This window comes from Nonomuraea sp. NPDC059007 (assembly GCF_042740555.1).
Lineage (GTDB): Bacteria > Actinomycetota > Actinomycetes > Streptosporangiales > Streptosporangiaceae > Nonomuraea.
This window is the reverse complement of sequence record NZ_JBHYJD010000039.1, coordinates 1-16,200: the sequence shown is the minus strand read 5'-3', so window position 1 is coordinate 16,200 and position 16,200 is coordinate 1. Positions and strand designations below refer to the sequence as shown.

General features: G+C 70.2%; 12 protein-coding genes. 2 read left to right on the top strand and 10 right to left on the bottom strand.

The window, feature by feature from the left end; all coding sequences use genetic code 11:
* The 10 genes from lepB to ACFWY5_RS42655 form a co-directional block, all read right to left on the bottom strand.
* Nucleotides 1-447: a signal peptidase I gene (gene lepB / locus ACFWY5_RS42700; RefSeq protein WP_379638254.1), complete on the bottom strand. Its 447-nt coding sequence runs from the start codon at nucleotides 445-447 to the stop codon at nucleotides 1-3.
* Nucleotides 444-2,207, bottom strand: a complete 1,764-nt coding sequence (locus tag ACFWY5_RS42695; RefSeq protein WP_379638253.1) for an ABC transporter ATP-binding protein — start codon at nucleotides 2,205-2,207, stop codon at nucleotides 444-446. The genes lepB and ACFWY5_RS42695 overlap by 4 nt, the downstream gene beginning before the upstream one ends.
* Before the next feature lie 34 nt (nucleotides 2,208-2,241).
* Nucleotides 2,242-2,787, bottom strand: a complete 546-nt coding sequence (locus ACFWY5_RS42690) for a TlpA family protein disulfide reductase (protein WP_379638252.1) — start codon at nucleotides 2,785-2,787, stop codon at nucleotides 2,242-2,244.
* Nucleotides 2,788-2,808: 21 nt separating this feature from the next.
* Nucleotides 2,809-3,315, bottom strand: a complete 507-nt coding sequence (locus ACFWY5_RS42685; RefSeq protein WP_379638251.1) for a MauE/DoxX family redox-associated membrane protein — start codon at nucleotides 3,313-3,315, stop codon at nucleotides 2,809-2,811.
* Between the two features lie 14 nt (nucleotides 3,316-3,329).
* Complete coding sequence (locus ACFWY5_RS42680) at nucleotides 3,330-3,965, bottom strand: hypothetical protein (protein ID WP_379638250.1); 636 nt, start codon at nucleotides 3,963-3,965, stop codon at nucleotides 3,330-3,332.
* Nucleotides 3,956-5,368 (bottom strand): hypothetical protein, encoded by a 1,413-nt coding sequence (locus tag ACFWY5_RS42675; RefSeq protein WP_379638249.1) that lies wholly within the window; start codon nucleotides 5,366-5,368, stop codon nucleotides 3,956-3,958. Before ACFWY5_RS42675 ends, ACFWY5_RS42680 begins: the two co-directional genes overlap by 10 nt.
* Nucleotides 5,365-6,225 (bottom strand): ATP-binding cassette domain-containing protein, encoded by an 861-nt coding sequence (locus ACFWY5_RS42670; RefSeq protein ID WP_379638248.1) that lies wholly within the window; start codon nucleotides 6,223-6,225, stop codon nucleotides 5,365-5,367. The genes ACFWY5_RS42675 and ACFWY5_RS42670 overlap by 4 nt, the downstream gene beginning before the upstream one ends.
* 401 nt (nucleotides 6,226-6,626) lie before the next feature.
* Complete coding sequence (locus tag ACFWY5_RS42665; RefSeq protein WP_379638247.1) at nucleotides 6,627-7,532, bottom strand: helix-turn-helix transcriptional regulator; 906 nt, start codon at nucleotides 7,530-7,532, stop codon at nucleotides 6,627-6,629.
* A 221-nt stretch (nucleotides 7,533-7,753) separates the two neighbouring features.
* A complete protein-coding gene (locus tag ACFWY5_RS42660) occupies nucleotides 7,754-8,215 on the bottom strand; it encodes a hypothetical protein (RefSeq protein WP_379638246.1) in 462 nt (153 codons plus the stop codon).
* Nucleotides 8,216-8,313: 98 nt separating this feature from the next.
* On the bottom strand, nucleotides 8,314-13,548 hold the full coding sequence (locus ACFWY5_RS42655; RefSeq protein WP_379638245.1) for an amino acid adenylation domain-containing protein: 5,235 nt from the start codon (nucleotides 13,546-13,548) through the stop codon (nucleotides 8,314-8,316).
* 356 nt (nucleotides 13,549-13,904) lie between these two features.
* Here ACFWY5_RS42655 and ACFWY5_RS42650 point away from each other — a divergent pair, with 356 nt between their 5' ends.
* Nucleotides 13,905-14,678 carry an ABC transporter ATP-binding protein gene (locus ACFWY5_RS42650; RefSeq protein ID WP_379612543.1) on the top strand — a complete coding sequence of 258 codons (774 nt, stop codon included), beginning with the start codon at nucleotides 13,905-13,907 and terminating at the stop codon, nucleotides 14,676-14,678.
* The coding region (locus ACFWY5_RS42645; protein ID WP_379638244.1) for an ABC transporter permease at nucleotides 14,678-16,200 on the top strand (1,523 nt) is incomplete at its 3' end. The genes ACFWY5_RS42650 and ACFWY5_RS42645, both read left to right, overlap by 1 nt.

Genomic DNA, 16,200 nt, shown 5'->3' with positions numbered 1-16,200 from the left:
TTACCCCGCGGGCGTGTCACCCCTGTGGCGCCCGAGCCGGCGCACGACCTTCCCGCGTACGTGACTCAGCGCGAAGTAGCCGGCCTCGCGCGAGTCGTAGCTGTGCGCCGCGTTGTCTCCCAGCAGAAACACCATTCCCTCGGGTACGGCGTCGCGCCGTTGCGCGATGTGGTCACCCGGAAGTGCCGCGACGCGCTTGATGAGCCAGCAGGGGACGCCGACCGTGTCCTCGTGGCCCTGGCGCCGGGGCATGGGGATCTCCCCGCGGATGACCACCAGATCGCCGTTGTTCAGGCCGGCGGACCTCGCCCGGCGTGCCAGGACGCGCTCTCCGGGGGCCAGGGTGGGCAACATGCTCTCGCCCGAAACGGTCACCAGGGTGAACGTCCGGCGCAGCCACGACACGGCCCCGGCCAGGCACAGGGCGGTGACCAGGATGACGATCACGACTCCGCTTCCGTGTATCCCTGAGACTGCATGCGGAACAGGCGGGCGTAGAGTCCTGCCCGCCTGATGAGTTCGTCGTGGGACCCCGACTCCCGGACACGGCCCTGGTCGATCACGATCAGCCGGTCGGCGTGCCGGACGGCTCCCAGCCGGTGGGAGATCAAGACGCAGCTCTGTCCCGCGCGCCGCCTTCGCAGCGTCTCGTGAACCTCGTACTCGGCCTCGGCGTCCAGGCCGGAACTGGGTTCGTCGAGGATCAGCAGGTCACGGTCATGGCGCAGGCAGGCTCGCGCGAGCGCCATGCGTTGCCACTGGCCTCCGGACAACGAGACGCCCGTGCCGTCCTCGGCGTTCTCCCCCTGGAAGAAGATCCTGGACAACATCGTCTCGTACCCGTGGGGAAGCGCGCGGATGAAGTCATCGGCGCCGGCCAGGCGGGCGGCGTTCACCACGTCGTCGGCGGCACTGCCCACGTCGGCTATCGAGACGTTCTCTGCGGCCGTCAGGTCGTAGCACATGAAGTCCTGGAACACCGCGCCGACGCGTTGGCGGAGCGCGGCGGGGTCGATGTCGCGCAGGTCCACGCCGTCCCAGGTGATCGCGCCTCGGGAGGGGTCGTAGAGTCTGAGGAGGAGCTTGATGATCGTCGACTTGCCCGCGCCGTTCCTGCCGACGATCGCGACGGAATCCCCGGACGGCACGGTGAACGAGACGCCCTGGAGTACCCACGGCTGATGCTCTGCATAGCGGAACCAGACATCCTTGAAATCGATGCTGGCCCGCAGCGGGCCGACGGGAACGGGCCCCTCCGGAATCGCCAGATCGCGCCCCGCGTTCAGGACGTCCACGTAATGGCCGAACAGCAGAATCTGTCCATGGCAGCGGGCCAGATCCCTGACGAGGGCGACAACCGCGGCTTGGACGGCGGCGAGCGCGGCGATGACCAGCGAGACGTCACCGATGCTGATCCGGCCCGCGACGGCCGCGGAAACGGCCCACAAGAGGGCCCCTCCGCTGATCATCCCGGCGAGCCCGCCGATCGTGCACTGAATGAGGAGCTCTCTTCTGTCCACTCTCTCTTTCGCCGCATTGGCCTTGCGGCGCTCGGACAACATCCGGTGGCGCAGGAAGCGTCCGGCCCCGAAGAGCCGGATCTCCTTCGCCGCCTGAGCATCGGTGAGCAGCGTGGAGAGAAACAGTTCGCGGCGCTCCGTCGGGCCGATGCGCCAGGCCGTCTCGGCCTGCCATCGGGCGTGGCGAAGTTCGGCGGCGAGCGAGGGCAGGGCCGAGAGGAGAACGACGAGGGGCAGCCATGGCGTCAGCGAGAGCAGGACACCCAGCAAGCTCAGGCCGCTGAGCACCGAGCGCCCCATGCTGACGAAACCGATCACCACCAGTGCCGGAGTGGCGCCGCCGTGCTGCTGGGCCAGGCGCAGGCGGTCGGCGAACGCGGGGTCCTCGAAACGGGAGAGACCCACGAACTCCTCCGTCGCCCGGAACAGCCGATCCTGCGCCACCAGGCCGATCCGCCGTTCGGCCTCTCGCTGAAGGTACTGCCCCAGGTGCGGCAGCGTGGCTCCCAGGATTCCCATGGCGGCGAGGCCCACGATGACGGAGATCAGGTCCCGGAGGGGCCGCCCGGCGGCCGCACCGTCCAGGACCAGCTTCGTGAGCCAGGCGAGCGTCAACGGGATGACGCCGCCGATCACCGCCAAGAGCCCCAGTCCGAGGGTCAGCCAGCGGGCCGCTCGCCAGGCCATGCCCAGCGAATGCCGTACACCGTGAAAGGCCGCCCTAACGGTCGATCGTCGTGAAGCGTCTGACATGCTCCGGCCTCGTTCCCGCGACGTGCACGATCCCGGCAGAAAAGTCCACAAGGCCTATGGCGGGGTACCCCTGCACGCCGAGCGCGGCCGCGACGGGCCCCGGCACCGCTTCCATGATGATCTGAGCGACCGGCTCCAGCTTTCCGAGTTCCCGGGTGAGCTTCGCGGGCTCGCCGACGAGCAGCGCAAGCGTTCTCTCCCGCCCGGCCCTGAACTCCTTGGTCAGCTCCACGAAGTCGGGGAGCGCGTCCTTACAGGCCGGGCAGCCCTGGGTGAAGGCGGCCACGAGGAAGGTGCCCTCCAGTTCGTCGCTGATGATGGCGCCGCCGCCGGCGAGATCGGCCTTGAACGCTCCGACCTTCCCTCCGGCCGGCTGCATCGAGTCCAGCCTCGGGATTCCCGACAGCTCGTCCAGGCGGCTCGTATGCTCACGCAGCCGGCGGATCACCCCCGCGGTCAGGACGACATTGAACAGACATAACAGTCCGAGGAGCACCACTACGGCCGTGGTCATGAAGATCCACCTTCGCCTTTCTCATGTGCCGAAGAGAGCGATGACGTCGTCGAGGAGCGCGATCACGATGGCGGCGGCCAGGCCGGCGAGCAGCGACACCATGAGGCCGTTCACCTCGTAGGAGGGGAGGGCTCCCGTGGTCGCCGAAAGGGCCGCGCCACAGAGCGCGATGACGAGCAGCACGAGGTTTCTCGCGATGTGCGGGACGCCCGCGGGCGTGTCCGTGCCGCCGAAGCACAGACAGGGCGCCGGGTTCTTCCCCCGGAGGTTCCAGATCAGGTATCCGGTGAAGACGGCGAGCGTGCCCGCCGCGCACAGGAAGCCGAGGGGAACCGTCCAGGGAATCGCCAGCAGGACGATGATCGCCGCTTCTGACGACAACACCAGCGCGGCGGTGAACGCGGGCAGGCTGGAGCCGAGCGTGTCCTTGAACCGGGTGAAACTCGCGCGGGTCCGCACCTTGGACACCAGCGCGAAGGTGAACGTCAGGCCGATCAGCAGCCTGGCAGCCAGAACGAGATACTCCATGACCTCCCCGTTCGCTAGGTGAGAACCACGTCGCGGTTGGCGTGGAGAAGAACGGCGATCGGGATGGGCAGGACGCCCAGCCATCGGGCGTGCACCGTGTCCCAGACCGGGTCACCGGCCCAGGGCCACGGCCAGGCGGGCCCGGTCAGAAACAGGGTGGCGACGCACAGGGTCAGCGTGAGGGCGCAACCCATGACACCCGCCGTCCAGTCCGATCGCCGTCTGAGCGGCACGGCCGTGGCGGCCAGCGCGGTCAGCACACACATCCCGCCTTCGGCCAGGAAGCCGGGGCCCGGGAACGTCATGGTCGCGGGGAAAGCCGCCCAGGCCCCGGCGAGGATGACCAGCCAGGCCGTCCCGCCGATGACGAACGCGACCCCTGTCCGAATCCACCGCCGCCGCCGGCGTGGCCGGGGGGCGGCGGCGAATGTCGGCTCCATGACATCGATGAGCGCGAAAGCCGCCCCGATGCCGATGATGATCGCCGACACCCGCAGGCAGATGGTCAGATTGGCCATGCGGTTCACGGGGTGCGGGTTCATGGCGGCGACGGTGACGACGATCAGAACGATCGACACCGCCCAGGCGATGAGAAGCGGATTCCAGTTCGCCGCCCGGGTGGAGAACTTCAGGGTCGTCCTCAACGGCATGGCGTTCCCCTGACGTTCTCGGCCGGCGGCAACGAATCCAGCCGCAGCAAGGAGGCGGCGGTGGCCATGGAGGTCTCCGGCGACACGAGCGTGCGCCAGTGAGCCCACAGGCGCTCTCGCGAGTCCCGCGCGGCCAGGACGCGGTCCGCGGCGGCCAGTTCCGCCTGGCCGTAGTCGATCAGGCCGAAGTCGGAGGCCCGGTAAGCCATCGGTCTGTTCTTCGCGTCATAGAACGTCCGCTCGTACGTTCCCGGTTCGAGCCCCGCCTGCTTGAGCAGCCACAGAGCGACCACCGCTCGTGCCTGGCCGCGCAGGTCGCAGTTGTGGAAGGCGCGGCTGCCTCCGGGCAGCCCGATCACCGTGGCGGCCAGCTGGCCGGCCATCGAACGGGCGAGAGGTGCCTCGCCGCCGTTACGGCCCCAGGCCAGCCCTGTCGTGATGTCCGCGGCGCCACCTCTGCTCCGTTGCCCGGCCGATACCTGGACGATCCCCGGCAACCCGCTCCGGCGGTCCGGCGGGATGGCCCGGACGATCGGGTCGATCACGCCCTGCCAGATCGGAATCCAGCCGGCGAAGCGCGCGTAAGCGCAGTACTCCATGCCGTTCAGCCGGCGGCACACCTGACCGGCCTGTGACGCGTCGAGAACCCGCGCCCGCGCTTCCGGCTGGGCCAGCGTCGCCGTTCCGGACGCCACGACCCCCGCCAGCGACACGCCGACGGCCGCCACCGTGACCCGTGACCGTCGATCCCGCACGACTCCCAGCACCGTGACCAGCGCCAGGAGCGCGGTGAGATAGACCAGGTGCCACCCGGACGGCCTGCTGAAGTCTCCGGAGACGCCGGCGATGGGGACCAGCGGCATCAGCCAGTTGCGACCCGTCTGGAAGACGGCCCAGACGTAGACCACCAGGACCGCGGGAGCGGCGATCAGTGAGGGAACCCATCGAGCCACCGCCACGCCCGCGGCGGCCATCAGGACCGCGACCACCACACCCGCCAGGACCTCGTAGGCGTCGAAGCGTCCCGCAGGGACACTCGCGATCAACAGGCTGACGAGGTGAACGGCGCAGGCCAGGGCGGAGACGACCGCGGTCACGACCATGCCCGCCACGAGGATCGCGACGGAACGCGCCGCTCGTCCGCCCGGCACGGTGGAGATCAGCTCCGCCAGGCCCGGCCGGCTGTCGCGGAGCGCCGCCAGGTTCGTGGCGATGAACGCGCCCGCCCCCACCAGCGTGACCGCGGTCGCGGTCTGCACGGTCTCCACGTGCCAGACCGGCATGGTCCGCCAGGTGCCGAACGTCCGCCAGCTCAGCATCGCCGCCACGGACGTCCACAGGACGGGGCTCCGCAGCAGGAGCTTCGCCTCGAACAGAGCGAGTTGCCGCACGGCGTGGTTCATCCGGAAGCCTCCTCGGGAACGCCGAGAAGAGCGAGGTAGCCGTCTTCGACGGTCGGCTCGGCCGGCTCCGCCCCCGGAGGCGGCTCGCCCAGCGTGCGGTAGCGGCCGTCCGCCGCGCGCCAGCTCGTCCCCGCCTGGCCGGGCGCGGGCTGAGCGGCGAGCCAGACACGGCCGGTCGCCTGCCGCGCCACCTCCTGAGGCGTTCCATCGAAGACGATCTCGCCCCGGCGCATGACCAGGACCCGCTGGCAGAGCGCCGCCACGTCTTCCGTCTGATGGGTCGAGAGCAGCACGATGCGGTCCTCACCCAGCCGGGAGAGCGTTCCGCGGATGCGCATGCGCTGTTCGGGGTCGAGACCTACCATCGGCTCATCCAGGATGAGGAACCGCGGGTCACCGATCAGCGCCAGAGCGATCCCCAAGCGCTGCCGCATGCCGCCCGAGAGCTTTCTGATCTTGGACTTTCGCGATCCGGTGAGGTCCACTTCTTCCAGCACGCGATCGACCTCTTGGCGGCGGGCCTCGGGCTGGGCGATCTCCTTGAGCAGAGCCATGTACTCGGCCAGGGATTCGACCGCGAAATGCGGATACAAGCCGGCGTCCTGCGGGAGATAGCCGAGCTTGCGCCGTGCGCCGAGCCGTTCCGCGGGATGGGCGAGGTCGAATCCCAGGACGTGGACCCGGCCGGAATCGGGGGCGTGAGTCGAGGCGAGGCATCGCATCAATGTGGTCTTGCCCGCTCCGTTCGGCCCCAGGAGACCCGTCACCCCCGGCCGCAGCTCCAGGCTGAGTCCGTCGAATACCTGAAGCGCCCCGAAATGCTTGCTGATGCTCGACACCGTGACAAGAAGGCTCATTTCCCGGCTCCACCCAGCTGGTCGGCGATAGATTGTCCGGCGGGTGGTTCGCGTTCCCGTTCCGAGCGCGAACCACCCTTGTCACCGGTCCCCTAGGCCGCGCAGCTGCCGCAACCTTCGGTCGTGGAGTCGGGACGGCCGTTCGGGCAGATGTAGTAGTGAGTCCACCGGTCAATCCACAAGGGGCACCCGTCGTTGGTGCAAACGGAGTGCGTGTGCCGAGCTCCGGTGCACAGCCTCGTCAGCGCCTGAGCCCTCACCTTGGGCACCAGGACTCCCAGCAGACGGTCTCCCAGAGAACTGATCAGGCTGATCACCACGTCTCCTTTCTTCTCGAGACTTCTACGGGATGAAACAGATTCGTAAAAGTCCTCCGCTGTCATCCGCAACGATAAAGTCGCTTACGGCGCCGGGCGTTGAAGATTCTTGGCCGTTTCGATCACACCTGGCCTGCCGTCGGCGGCTCGCAGAAAGACCGAAACTTGTGTTGGGGTCTGACCCAACTGCTGGCGGAAGGTTCGTGTCATGTGCGCCTGATCGGCGAATCCGAAACGATGGGCGACCATCCTCAATGGCACTCCGTCAGCGATGGCTTCCGACGCGGCGCGGACCCGTAACTCGTTGCGGTACCTGGCCAGGGTCTGTCCTGTCACCGTGCGGAAGACCTTGCTGAGGTGGAAGGGGGACACTCCGACGTGGCGGCTCAGATCGTCCAGGCTCGCCGTCACCGGCCCGTCGATCAGGGCGGCTCGCACCTGCGCGACCAGCCTGCGATGAATGGTCCACGTAGCGGCCCTGCGCGGACCGATGCCGGGACGGCGACGCACGGCGGAGATCAGCGACAACATGCCGTGCACCCGTTCGGTGACCTCGAACTGATCCGTGCCGGCGTTGCAGGCGGCGACCAGCGCGCGGTGCTGCAGGTCGAGCTGGGAGGCGACCGGCAGCACGGCGACCGCGGACCAGTCCAGGCACTCGCCGTACAGGTCCACGCCGAGGTCCACGATGCTGCTCACGTCACAGGTGTCGGCCGGATGGGCGATGTGCGTGTCGTCGCCATCGCGCCAGACGAACCCGACCGTGGGGTCGATGAACTCCTCGCGGCCGTTCCTGCGCATCAGGAAGCCGCCGGACCTGAGCAGGCAGAGCCCCACCAACGGTCTGGTCGGCCGCGATATCGGATGATAGGCCCGCCGGTCCGAAAGGCAGGTCATTTCCGTGACACGGATGGCCGCGCCTGCGGCCAGTGCCCGCCTTACCACGGGATCGTCGCCTAAATCATCCCGGTGAACCACTGTCGTACGCATGAGCACCTCACTCCCGAATTAGGGTGCTGGGCATCGTCGAATGCGCGATCATCCCGAAACCGGAGCGCCACTGGAATACGGGCGGCAATAATTCTGCGTGTATCGCTCGTATGGTGCTTGCCGGAGATGACTCCTATCTCGGCCTAGACAATGCCGGATATTTCACCTCCGCGCGAGACCCTGCCGGAGCGCGGCGCGGTGCACGTCCGGCGGATTGCGGCTCAGGTCAGGTCAGGTCCTTCGCCCGCCCTCACCTGAAAGCTCCCCCTCTTACCGACATGCGCCCCGGAGAAGCCGGTGAGGCCGAAGTCGGCGTTCCGGCTCGTGGTCATGCAGTACAGGCCGAGCACGGCTATCGCCGGCATCAATCCCACCTGCCCGGTGAACGGCGCGATGATCAAGGCGACGAGCAAGCCGAGGAGGGTGCCGCTCGCCAGGCAGCCCAGGGCGCGCAGTCCCATCGCGATACGCAGGGCCCGTCTCCGTACGGCCCGCGACTCCACCCGGTTCAGAACGTGGGCGATCATCGCCGCGACGAGCCCGCATCCCCAGGCCGCCAGGAGGCACACCCACCACGCGGGGCCGTCCACCCGGTGCGTCAGCACCACGTACGCCGGCCAGACGAGCCCCGCGGTTCCTAGGACCACGATGAAGCCGGTCACCCATCTCGGCCGCTCGTTCACCGTTCACCGTCCGATTCGGAGCCCTCGTACGCCTACGCCGCCAGCGTCTCCCATCCGAGAGGAACCGTCCAGAAGAGACAGGGCCGGTCCCACCGGCATCATGCGCCCTCCCTGATCCGCGCGACGCCGATGAGATCGTCCGGGGTCGCGTCGGGAACCTGGTCGTCGAAACGGGCGAGCACCTTGGTCCTGAGCGCCGCGGCCACCAGCAGCGCGATCAGCAGGCCGAAGACGACGTAGATCAGCGCGACCCCGCGCCCCGGACCCGTGCCGAGCACCGTGCCCACGGTGGATGCCAGCGCGCCGCCCGGGAGCATGAGCGGTTCGAGCGCCCGTTCCGCGAACGGCGTCAGCACGCCCACCCCGAGCGGGATCGTGGACCAGGCGACCATCTGGTTGAGGGCGAACACCCGGCCGTGGTATCGCTGGGGCACCTTCACCTGCACGATGGTCGCGTACACGCCGTTGACCAGGGCCAGCCCGAACGACACTCCGAACGCGCCGATGCCGATCAGCATGAGCGACCGGGTCAGGCCGACGATCACGCAGGACGCCGCGATCACCAGCGTGAGCAGCAGCATGCCGATCATCTGCCGGCGTCGCGGGCCGCCCCACAGGCTCATGCACAGCCCGCCGGCCGCCGCGCCCGCGCCGCCGCACAGCGCCACCGTACCCACCTCGGGCAACCCGGCGAAGGCGAGGACGAGCGGCGAGTAGAGCATGAAGACCGGGGACAGCACGATCGCGAGCAGCGCGAAGAACGCCACCATCGCCCGGAAGTCCCGGTTGCCGATCGACAGCCGGAAGCCGGCCTTGATCTCGGCGCCGACCGTCTCCCTGCGCTGGTGCGCGAGCGTCGCGGGGAAGCGCATCAGCACCAGAACGGTCGCGGCCACCAGATATCCCACGATGTCGGCGATCAGGATGCCGCCCAGCCCGATCACCGACATCAGTCCCACCGCCATCAGCGGGGCGACGAACTGCGCCACACCCGCCGTCATCTGCGCCACGCCGTTGGCGTGGCCGAGGTAGCGCTTGGGTACGAGCTGGGGAATCGCCGACGCGTACGCGACCCGCTGGAAGGCCAGCGCCACGGACAGAAGCGTGAGCAGCGGATACAAGGTCCAGGTGCCGAGCCCGCCGGTGAACAGCAGGACCGCGGCCGCCGACTGGATGGCAAGCCCGGCCACGCTGGCCGCGAGCATCACCGCCCGCCTGCTCGACCGGTCGACGATGGCGCCGACCAGCGGCGCGGCCAGTACGCCCGGGATCACGGCGAGCACGGTCATCAGCGCCATCTGGGCCAGCTGTCCGGTGGTGAGGTAGATCCAGATGGGAATGGCGAACTCGGTGATCGTCGCACCCGTGATCGTCGCCATCTGCCCGATCGCCACGGCCAGGAACCGCCGCACGCTCGGCTCGGGCCCCCCGGCCGGGGCCCCCATGCCGCCGGGGACGGAAGTGGAGGAGACGCTCCACCCCGTGCCGCCGTCGCCCGGGGCGAGCGGCTCGCGGGACACGATCGCCGCCAGCTCTTCCGCCCGATATTTCAGGAAATAGTGACCGGCTTCCTCGATCACCGCCAGCGTGGTGCGCCCGGACAGGAAGTGCCACTCGCGGTAGCGCTCCTCGTAGTACTCCGTCGTCGGGTCCTGCTCCCCCACGATCGACACGATCGGCGCGCGCAGCGGCGAGCGGGTGTTCGCCTGCAACAGGCCGGTGAAGTACTCCTCGGCCTGCCGCGCGTCGTGCCGCATGTTGCGCACGATGAACGCCCGCTGCTCCTCGTCGAGATCGCCCAGGTCGGCCCCCATCGAGGTCAGCCAGTTGAGCTGTTCGCGGTCGCTGCGCCACCGGCCGTTGCCGGTGACCCTGGCCCACAGGCCCAGCAGCCCGCGCGTCGGCCGGGCGAACGGGAAGATCCCGCCCAGGTACACGGTCTCGATCTCGCGGCCGGCCCGCTCCAGCAGGAGAGCGATTTCCACGGTCAGCGCGCCGCCGACCCCGCAGTGCCCGTACAGCGAAAGCGGCCCGTCCACCTTCTCCAGGATCTCCGCCGCGCACTCGGCCGCCACCTGCTCCAGCGGCCGGGGCTCCTCCTCCAGGCCCAGGTCATGGCCGGGCACGGCCACCGAGTACAGCGCCGTGCCTTGCGGCAACGCGGCGGCCAGAGGTTGGTAGACCACGGCGCTGCCCCCGCCGTACGGGACACAGACGAGGGTGCGCGTGGCGGGCTCGGGCGGGGTGAGCCGATAGAGCAGCCCGCGCCGCGCGGACGGGGCGGCGGCCACGGCGGCCAGCCTCCGCACGGTGGGGTGCTGGAACAGGTCCATCACGCTGACCGGCGCGCACTCCCCGGGCAGGTCGCGGCGGAGCCTGGCGATGACGCGGGTGGCCAGCAGGGAGTGCCCGCCCAGGTCGAAGAAGTCGTCGAGCGCGCCGACCCGGGACAGCCCGAGCACCTCCGCCATGGCCGCCGCGATCGCCTCCTCCACGGGCCCGGACGGCGGCTCGAACGCCACGCCCTGTTCGGGGCGCTCGCCTTCCGGTTCGGGCAGCGCGGCCCGGTCGACCTTGCCGTGGGACTTCAGCGGCAGCCGGTCCAGCCAGACGTAGCGCGTGGGGATCATGTACTCGGGCAGCGCGGTCGCGAGCTCGCGCCGCAGCTCGCCGACCGGGACGGCCTGGCCGTCGGCCACCAGGTAGGCGACCAGTTCCTTGGACCCGGTCGCGCCGCGGGCGTCGGCCACCGCGTGCGCCACGCCGGGCAGCTTCCGCAGCGCCTCGTCGATCTCGCCCAGTTCGACCCGGTAGCCGCGGATCTTGACCTGCAGATCGCGGCGGCCGAGGAACTCCAGGTCGCCGCTGGGCAGCCAGCGGGCCAGATCGCCGGTGCGGTAGAGGCGCTCGCCCCGGACGGTCACGAAAGACTTGGCGGTCAGGTCGGGCCGGCCGAGGTACTCGCGGGCCAGCCGGTCGCCGCCCACGCACAGCTCGCCGGCCACGCCGATCGGCACCGGGCGCATGGCGGCGTCGAGCACGTACACACGGGCGTGGCCCAGGGGGCGGCCGATGGGCGTGACCGGGCCGCGTACCTCGTCATCGGGCCTGACGGTGTAGGTGGTGACGCCCACGGTGGTCTCGGTCGGGCCGTAGTGGTTGACGATCTCGCACCGGCCCAGCGCGGCGAGCTCCTTGGTCTGCTGCCAGCTCGACCCCTCGCCGCCGAAGATGAGGGTACGGCGAGGCAGCAGCCGTTCCGGCGCCACTTCGGCGGCCAGCGCGCCGAAGTGGGAGGGCGTCATCTTGAGATAGTCCAGCCCGTGGCCGGCGAACTCGGTCCCGGAGATCCGCGACGGGTACAGCTCCAGGGTCCCGCCGGTCATGAGCGCCAGGTAGAAGACCGTGATCCCGAAGTCGAACGAGAGCGACTGCAGCAGCCCGAACCGCGCCCCGTCCACGACGCCGAAGCGCTCGCGCACGTCGGACAGGTAGTTGAGGACCTGCTGATGCTGAACGGCCACGCCCTTCGGCCGCCCGGTGGACCCGGAGGTGTAGATGACGTACGCCAGGTCGGCCGATCCGGCCGGCGACCCGACCGGCCCGGCAACGGCCCGCGGGACGTCGAGCACGGGGCCGTCGAATCCGCCCACCCGGCGGTCGGACACCAGCGCCGCCGCGCCCGAGTCCGCCAGCAGGTACGCCAGCCGGTCAGCGGGCTGTTCGGGATCGACGGGCACGTAGGCGGCGCCCGCCTTGAGCACGCCCAGCACGGCCACGGCCAGCTCAGGCGACTGCTCCAGGCAGATCGCCACCCGGTCCTGCCCGCTCACCCCGCTGTCCCTGAGCATCATGGCGAGCCGGTTGGCCCGGCCGTCCAGCTCGGCGTAGGTCAGCGTGCGCTCGCCCTGGACGATGGCCGGGGACGATGGGCACGTGGCGGCGCTCGCCTCCACCATCTCGTGCAACGTCCGCGCCCGCGGCGGCACCGGCTCGGCCCTGCTCCACGCGTCGAGGAGAGCGCGCTCCTCCGGCCCGGCGAGTTCGAGCTCCGACAGTCGTAACCCGGGGTCGCCGGCCACCTGGCGCAGCAGGTTGACGAAGTGGCCGCAGAAGCGCTCGGCGGTGGTGTGGTCGAAGAGGTCGCTGCTGTAGACGAGGAAGAGCTGTAACCCGCCGGCGCCGGGCGACGCCTCCAGCGTCAGGTCGAACTTGGCCCGAGCGGTCCCGGGGTCGTAGGGCTCGGCCGTCACGCCGTCGAGTTCGAGCACGCCCGTCTTCTCGGCGCCCATCACGAGCTCGGCCTGGAACAGCGGCGTGCGGCTCAGGTCCCGTCGCACGTCCAGCGCCTCGACCAGCCGGTCGAAGGGCACGTCCGCGGCCATGAACGACTCCATCGCGCTGCCGCGCACCCGGCGCATGAGCTCGCGGAACGTGGGGTCGCCGGACAGATCGGTCCGCACCACGACGGTGTTGAGGAAGAAGCCGATCACCGGCTCCAGCTCCTCGCTGTCGCGGGTGGAGATCGGGGTGCCCACGCACACGTCGTGCCGGCCGCTGTAGAGGGACAACTGCGCCTGGAAGGCGGCCATCAAGGTCATGAAGAGCGTGCACCGCTCCCGCCTGGCCAGCAGCCCGATCCGCTCGCTCAGCTCGGCGGGCAGGGTGGTGACCACGCGGCCGCCCGCCGTGGTCTTGACCAGCGGGCGCGGCCGGTCCGCCGGCAGTTCCAGGTCAGGCGCACCGGCGAGGCGGGCGACCAGAGCATCGGGCGGCGTGGTGTCCTTCTCCCGCTGCTCGCGCGCGTAGCCGGCGTACTGCAGCGCCGGCGGGTCCAGGGGCTCGCCGTTGTAGCAGCGGCTGATCTCGCCCAGCAGGATGCCCAGCGACCAGCCGTCGGCGGCGATGTGGTGCAGCACGACGACCAGGATGTGCTCACGCGGGCCGAGCCGGATCAGGCAGGCCCGCAGCGGCTGGTCCTCCACGAGGTCGAACGGCCGCCCGGTCCACTCGGTCACCAGGCGCGCGGCCCGTTCCTCCACGCCGGGCCCGTCGAGGACGGTCCTGGTCAGCGTGACGCGCGGACGCGGGTCGACGATCGCGACGGGCCGTCCGTCCTCGTCGGCGTAGCGGGTGCGCAGCACCTCGTGCCTGGCCGCGACCGCGACGAGCGCGCGTTCGAGCGCGTCGGCGTCGACCGTTCCGTGCAGGCGCTCGGTGACGAACATGTTGTACGAGGCGCTGCCCGGGTCGAGCTGGGTCAGGAACCACAACCGCTCCTGCCCGGACGACAGCACGTGAGCGCGGCCCGCGACCGCGTGATCGGCGGTCATGCCGATACCTCCAAGACGCACGAAGACATTGGATGTATAGCGGAAAAGGAAGCATCGCCCGGACGGAGAGCGGCCTTACTGGAAAGAATCTTTCCAATTAAGCTGACGCCAGTTTCGCACGTCCCCTATTGCCGCCGCAAGTCGCCACAATCGTGGGTTTCGGAGCCCTTGCCTTCGCATAAGTTAACAATCTTTACTATTATGACAACCCTTACCCGGTGTCGATGCCCGGGTAAATACATCGGATCTCTTAAGGCGTGGTGGTGCTGCCCTTACCTCCTGGGTACCGCCAGCATGATCGTCGCGGGGATGCCCGCTCCCTACGCTCATGGCCAGGGCGAGGACAAGGGGCAGAGATGGACGTGAAGAACACGCCGGTGGCCGTCGGCCTGGGCGGCGTACGCAAGATCTACGGGCACGGGGACAGCGGGGTGACCGCGCTCGACGGCGTCACCCTGGACTTCCGCAAGGGGACGTTCACCGCGGTGATGGGACCGTCGGGCTCGGGCAAGAGCACGTTGCTGCACTGCGCGGCGGGGCTGGACCGGCCGACGGAGGGATCGGTCACCCTTGACGGCACCGACCTGACCACGCTGTCGGAGCGTGCGCTGACCGGCCTGCGGCGACAGCGGATCGGCTTCGTCTTCCAGGCGTTCAACCTCTTACCTGCGCTGAACGTGACGGAGAACATCACGCTGCCGCTGCGGCTCGCGGGCAGGAAGGCCGACGGCGCGCTGGTCGCCGAGGTGGTACGCCGGGTCGGGCTCGCCGACCGGGTGGGCCACCGGCCCGCGGAACTGTCCGGCGGTCAGCAGCAGCGGGTGGCGATCGCGCGGGCGCTGGTCACCAGGCCCGCGGTGATCTTCGCCGACGAACCGACCGGCGCCCTCGACACCAGGACGGCGCGGGAGGTGCTGGACCTGCTGCGGTCGGCGGTCGACCACAGCGGCCAGAGCATCATCATGGTCACCCACGACCCGGTGGCGGCGGCGTACGCCGACCAGGTCGTGTTCCTGGCCGACGGCAGGCTCGCCGGCTCGCTGGCCAGGCCGTCCGCCGACGCGGTGGCCGACCGGCTCACCCATCTCGGCGCGTGGGCCGCCGGGAACGCCGTGGCCGGGGGACGCTGATGTTCGGGATCGCTCTGCGCTCGCTGCGTCACCGCCGCGGCGCCTTCGCGGGAACGTTCGTCGCCATGTTCTTCGGCGCGGTCATCGTGTTCGCGACCGGGGCGCTGATGGAGACCGGGGTGCGTGCCACGGCGCCGTTGCAGCGCCTGGCCGCCGCCGACATCCACGTCGTCGCCGGGAAGAGCCTGGAGCTGCCGGGCGGTGGCGACGAGGCCGAGACGGCGCTCCTGCCCGAGCGGGTACGGGTCGAGCGCGGGCTCGCCGACCGGATCCGTGAGCTGCCCGGGGTCGGCGCCGCCGTACCGGATGTCAGCGTTCCCGTCTCGCTGCGGGGCAGGCAGGTCAGCGGGCACGACTGGGCGACCAGCGTGCTCGCCCCGTACACGCTCGCCGACGGCTCGGCGCCGTCACGGGGACAGATCGTCCTCGGCCGCGGGTACGGCGTGCGGACGGGTGACACGGTGGACCTCGTGGCCCGGGGGGAAGAGGGCCGGTACCGGGTCAGCGGCACGGTCGACGGCGACGGCGTCTACTTCGCCACCGCCGACGTGACGCGGCTGTCGGCCACCGGCGGGGCCGACCTGATCGGCGTCGTCGCGGCCCCGGGCGCCGACGTCGCCGAGCTGTCGCACCGGGTGGCGCAGAAGCTCAAGGGGACGGGCGCGGTCCTGCTGACCGGGAACGAGCGCGGCGTCTCGGAGTTCCCCGAGGTCGCGGCGGCGGGGACCATGCTGGTCATCCTCGCCGGCGTCACCGGCGGGCTCACCATTCCCGTGGCGGTGTTCGTCATCGCCTCCACGCTCGTGCTCTCCATCCAGCAGCGCGAGCGGGAGATGGCTCTCCTGCGCACGATCGGCACCACGCCGGGCCAGCTGCGCGCCATGGTGCTGGGCGAGTCGATGCTGCTGGCCGTCGTCGCGTCGGCGCTGGGATGCCTGCCCGGCGTCCTGCTCGCGAAGTGGCTGCTCAGCCTGATGACCGGCGCCGGAATGGCGCCGCCGCAGCTCATCTACCAGCAGGGCGCGCTGCCGGTCCTCGTCGCGATCGGGGTCGCCCTGATCGGCGCCGCCGGCGCGGCGCTGATCGCCGCGCACCGGGCCGCCCGGATCCGGCCCACCCAGGCGCTGGCGGAGGCGGCGATCCAGCGGCGCTGGCTGACCTGGCCGCGGGCGATCCTGGCGTCGCTGACGTTCGCGGGCGGCATCGTGCTGATGGTCACGACCGTGACCTTGTTCGAGGGGCCGGTCGCGGCGTCCACCGCCGGTCCGACGTCGATGGTCTGGGCGATCGGGCTCGCGCTCGTCGCGCCGGGCGTGACCACCGTGTGCGTACGCCTGCTGCGCGGGCCGTTGGGGCTGGTCACCGGTGAGCCGGGCAGGCTGGCGATGATCAATGCCGGGGCGTACACGGTCAAGGTGGCCGCCGCGGCGACGCCGATCATGCTCGCGACCGGGATCGCCACGGCCAACATCTTCCTGCAGACCACGATGACCGACGCGGCGCGGCAGGCGTACACCGAGAC

What these genes read in the sequence shown, in the direction of transcription:
- ACFWY5_RS42695 (WP_379638253.1), bottom strand. Translation starts at nt 2,207, where the DNA reads ATGGCCTGGCGAGCGGCCCGCTGGCTGACCCTCGGACTGGGGCTCTTG.
- ACFWY5_RS42690 (WP_379638252.1), bottom strand. Translation starts at nt 2,787, where the DNA reads ATGACCACGGCCGTAGTGGTGCTCCTCGGACTGTTATGTCTGTTCAAT.
- ACFWY5_RS42685 (WP_379638251.1), bottom strand. Translation starts at nt 3,315, where the DNA reads ATGGAGTATCTCGTTCTGGCTGCCAGGCTGCTGATCGGCCTGACGTTC.
- ACFWY5_RS42680 (WP_379638250.1), bottom strand. Translation starts at nt 3,965, where the DNA reads ATGCCGTTGAGGACGACCCTGAAGTTCTCCACCCGGGCGGCGAACTGG.
- ACFWY5_RS42675 (WP_379638249.1), bottom strand. Translation starts at nt 5,368, where the DNA reads ATGAACCACGCCGTGCGGCAACTCGCTCTGTTCGAGGCGAAGCTCCTG.
- ACFWY5_RS42670 (WP_379638248.1), bottom strand. Translation starts at nt 6,225, where the DNA reads ATGAGCCTTCTTGTCACGGTGTCGAGCATCAGCAAGCATTTCGGGGCG.
- ACFWY5_RS42665 (WP_379638247.1), bottom strand. Translation starts at nt 7,532, where the DNA reads ATGCGTACGACAGTGGTTCACCGGGATGATTTAGGCGACGATCCCGTG.
- ACFWY5_RS42655 (WP_379638245.1), bottom strand. Translation starts at nt 13,548, where the DNA reads ATGACCGCCGATCACGCGGTCGCGGGCCGCGCTCACGTGCTGTCGTCC.
- ACFWY5_RS42650 (WP_379612543.1), top strand. Translation starts at nt 13,905, where the DNA reads ATGGACGTGAAGAACACGCCGGTGGCCGTCGGCCTGGGCGGCGTACGC.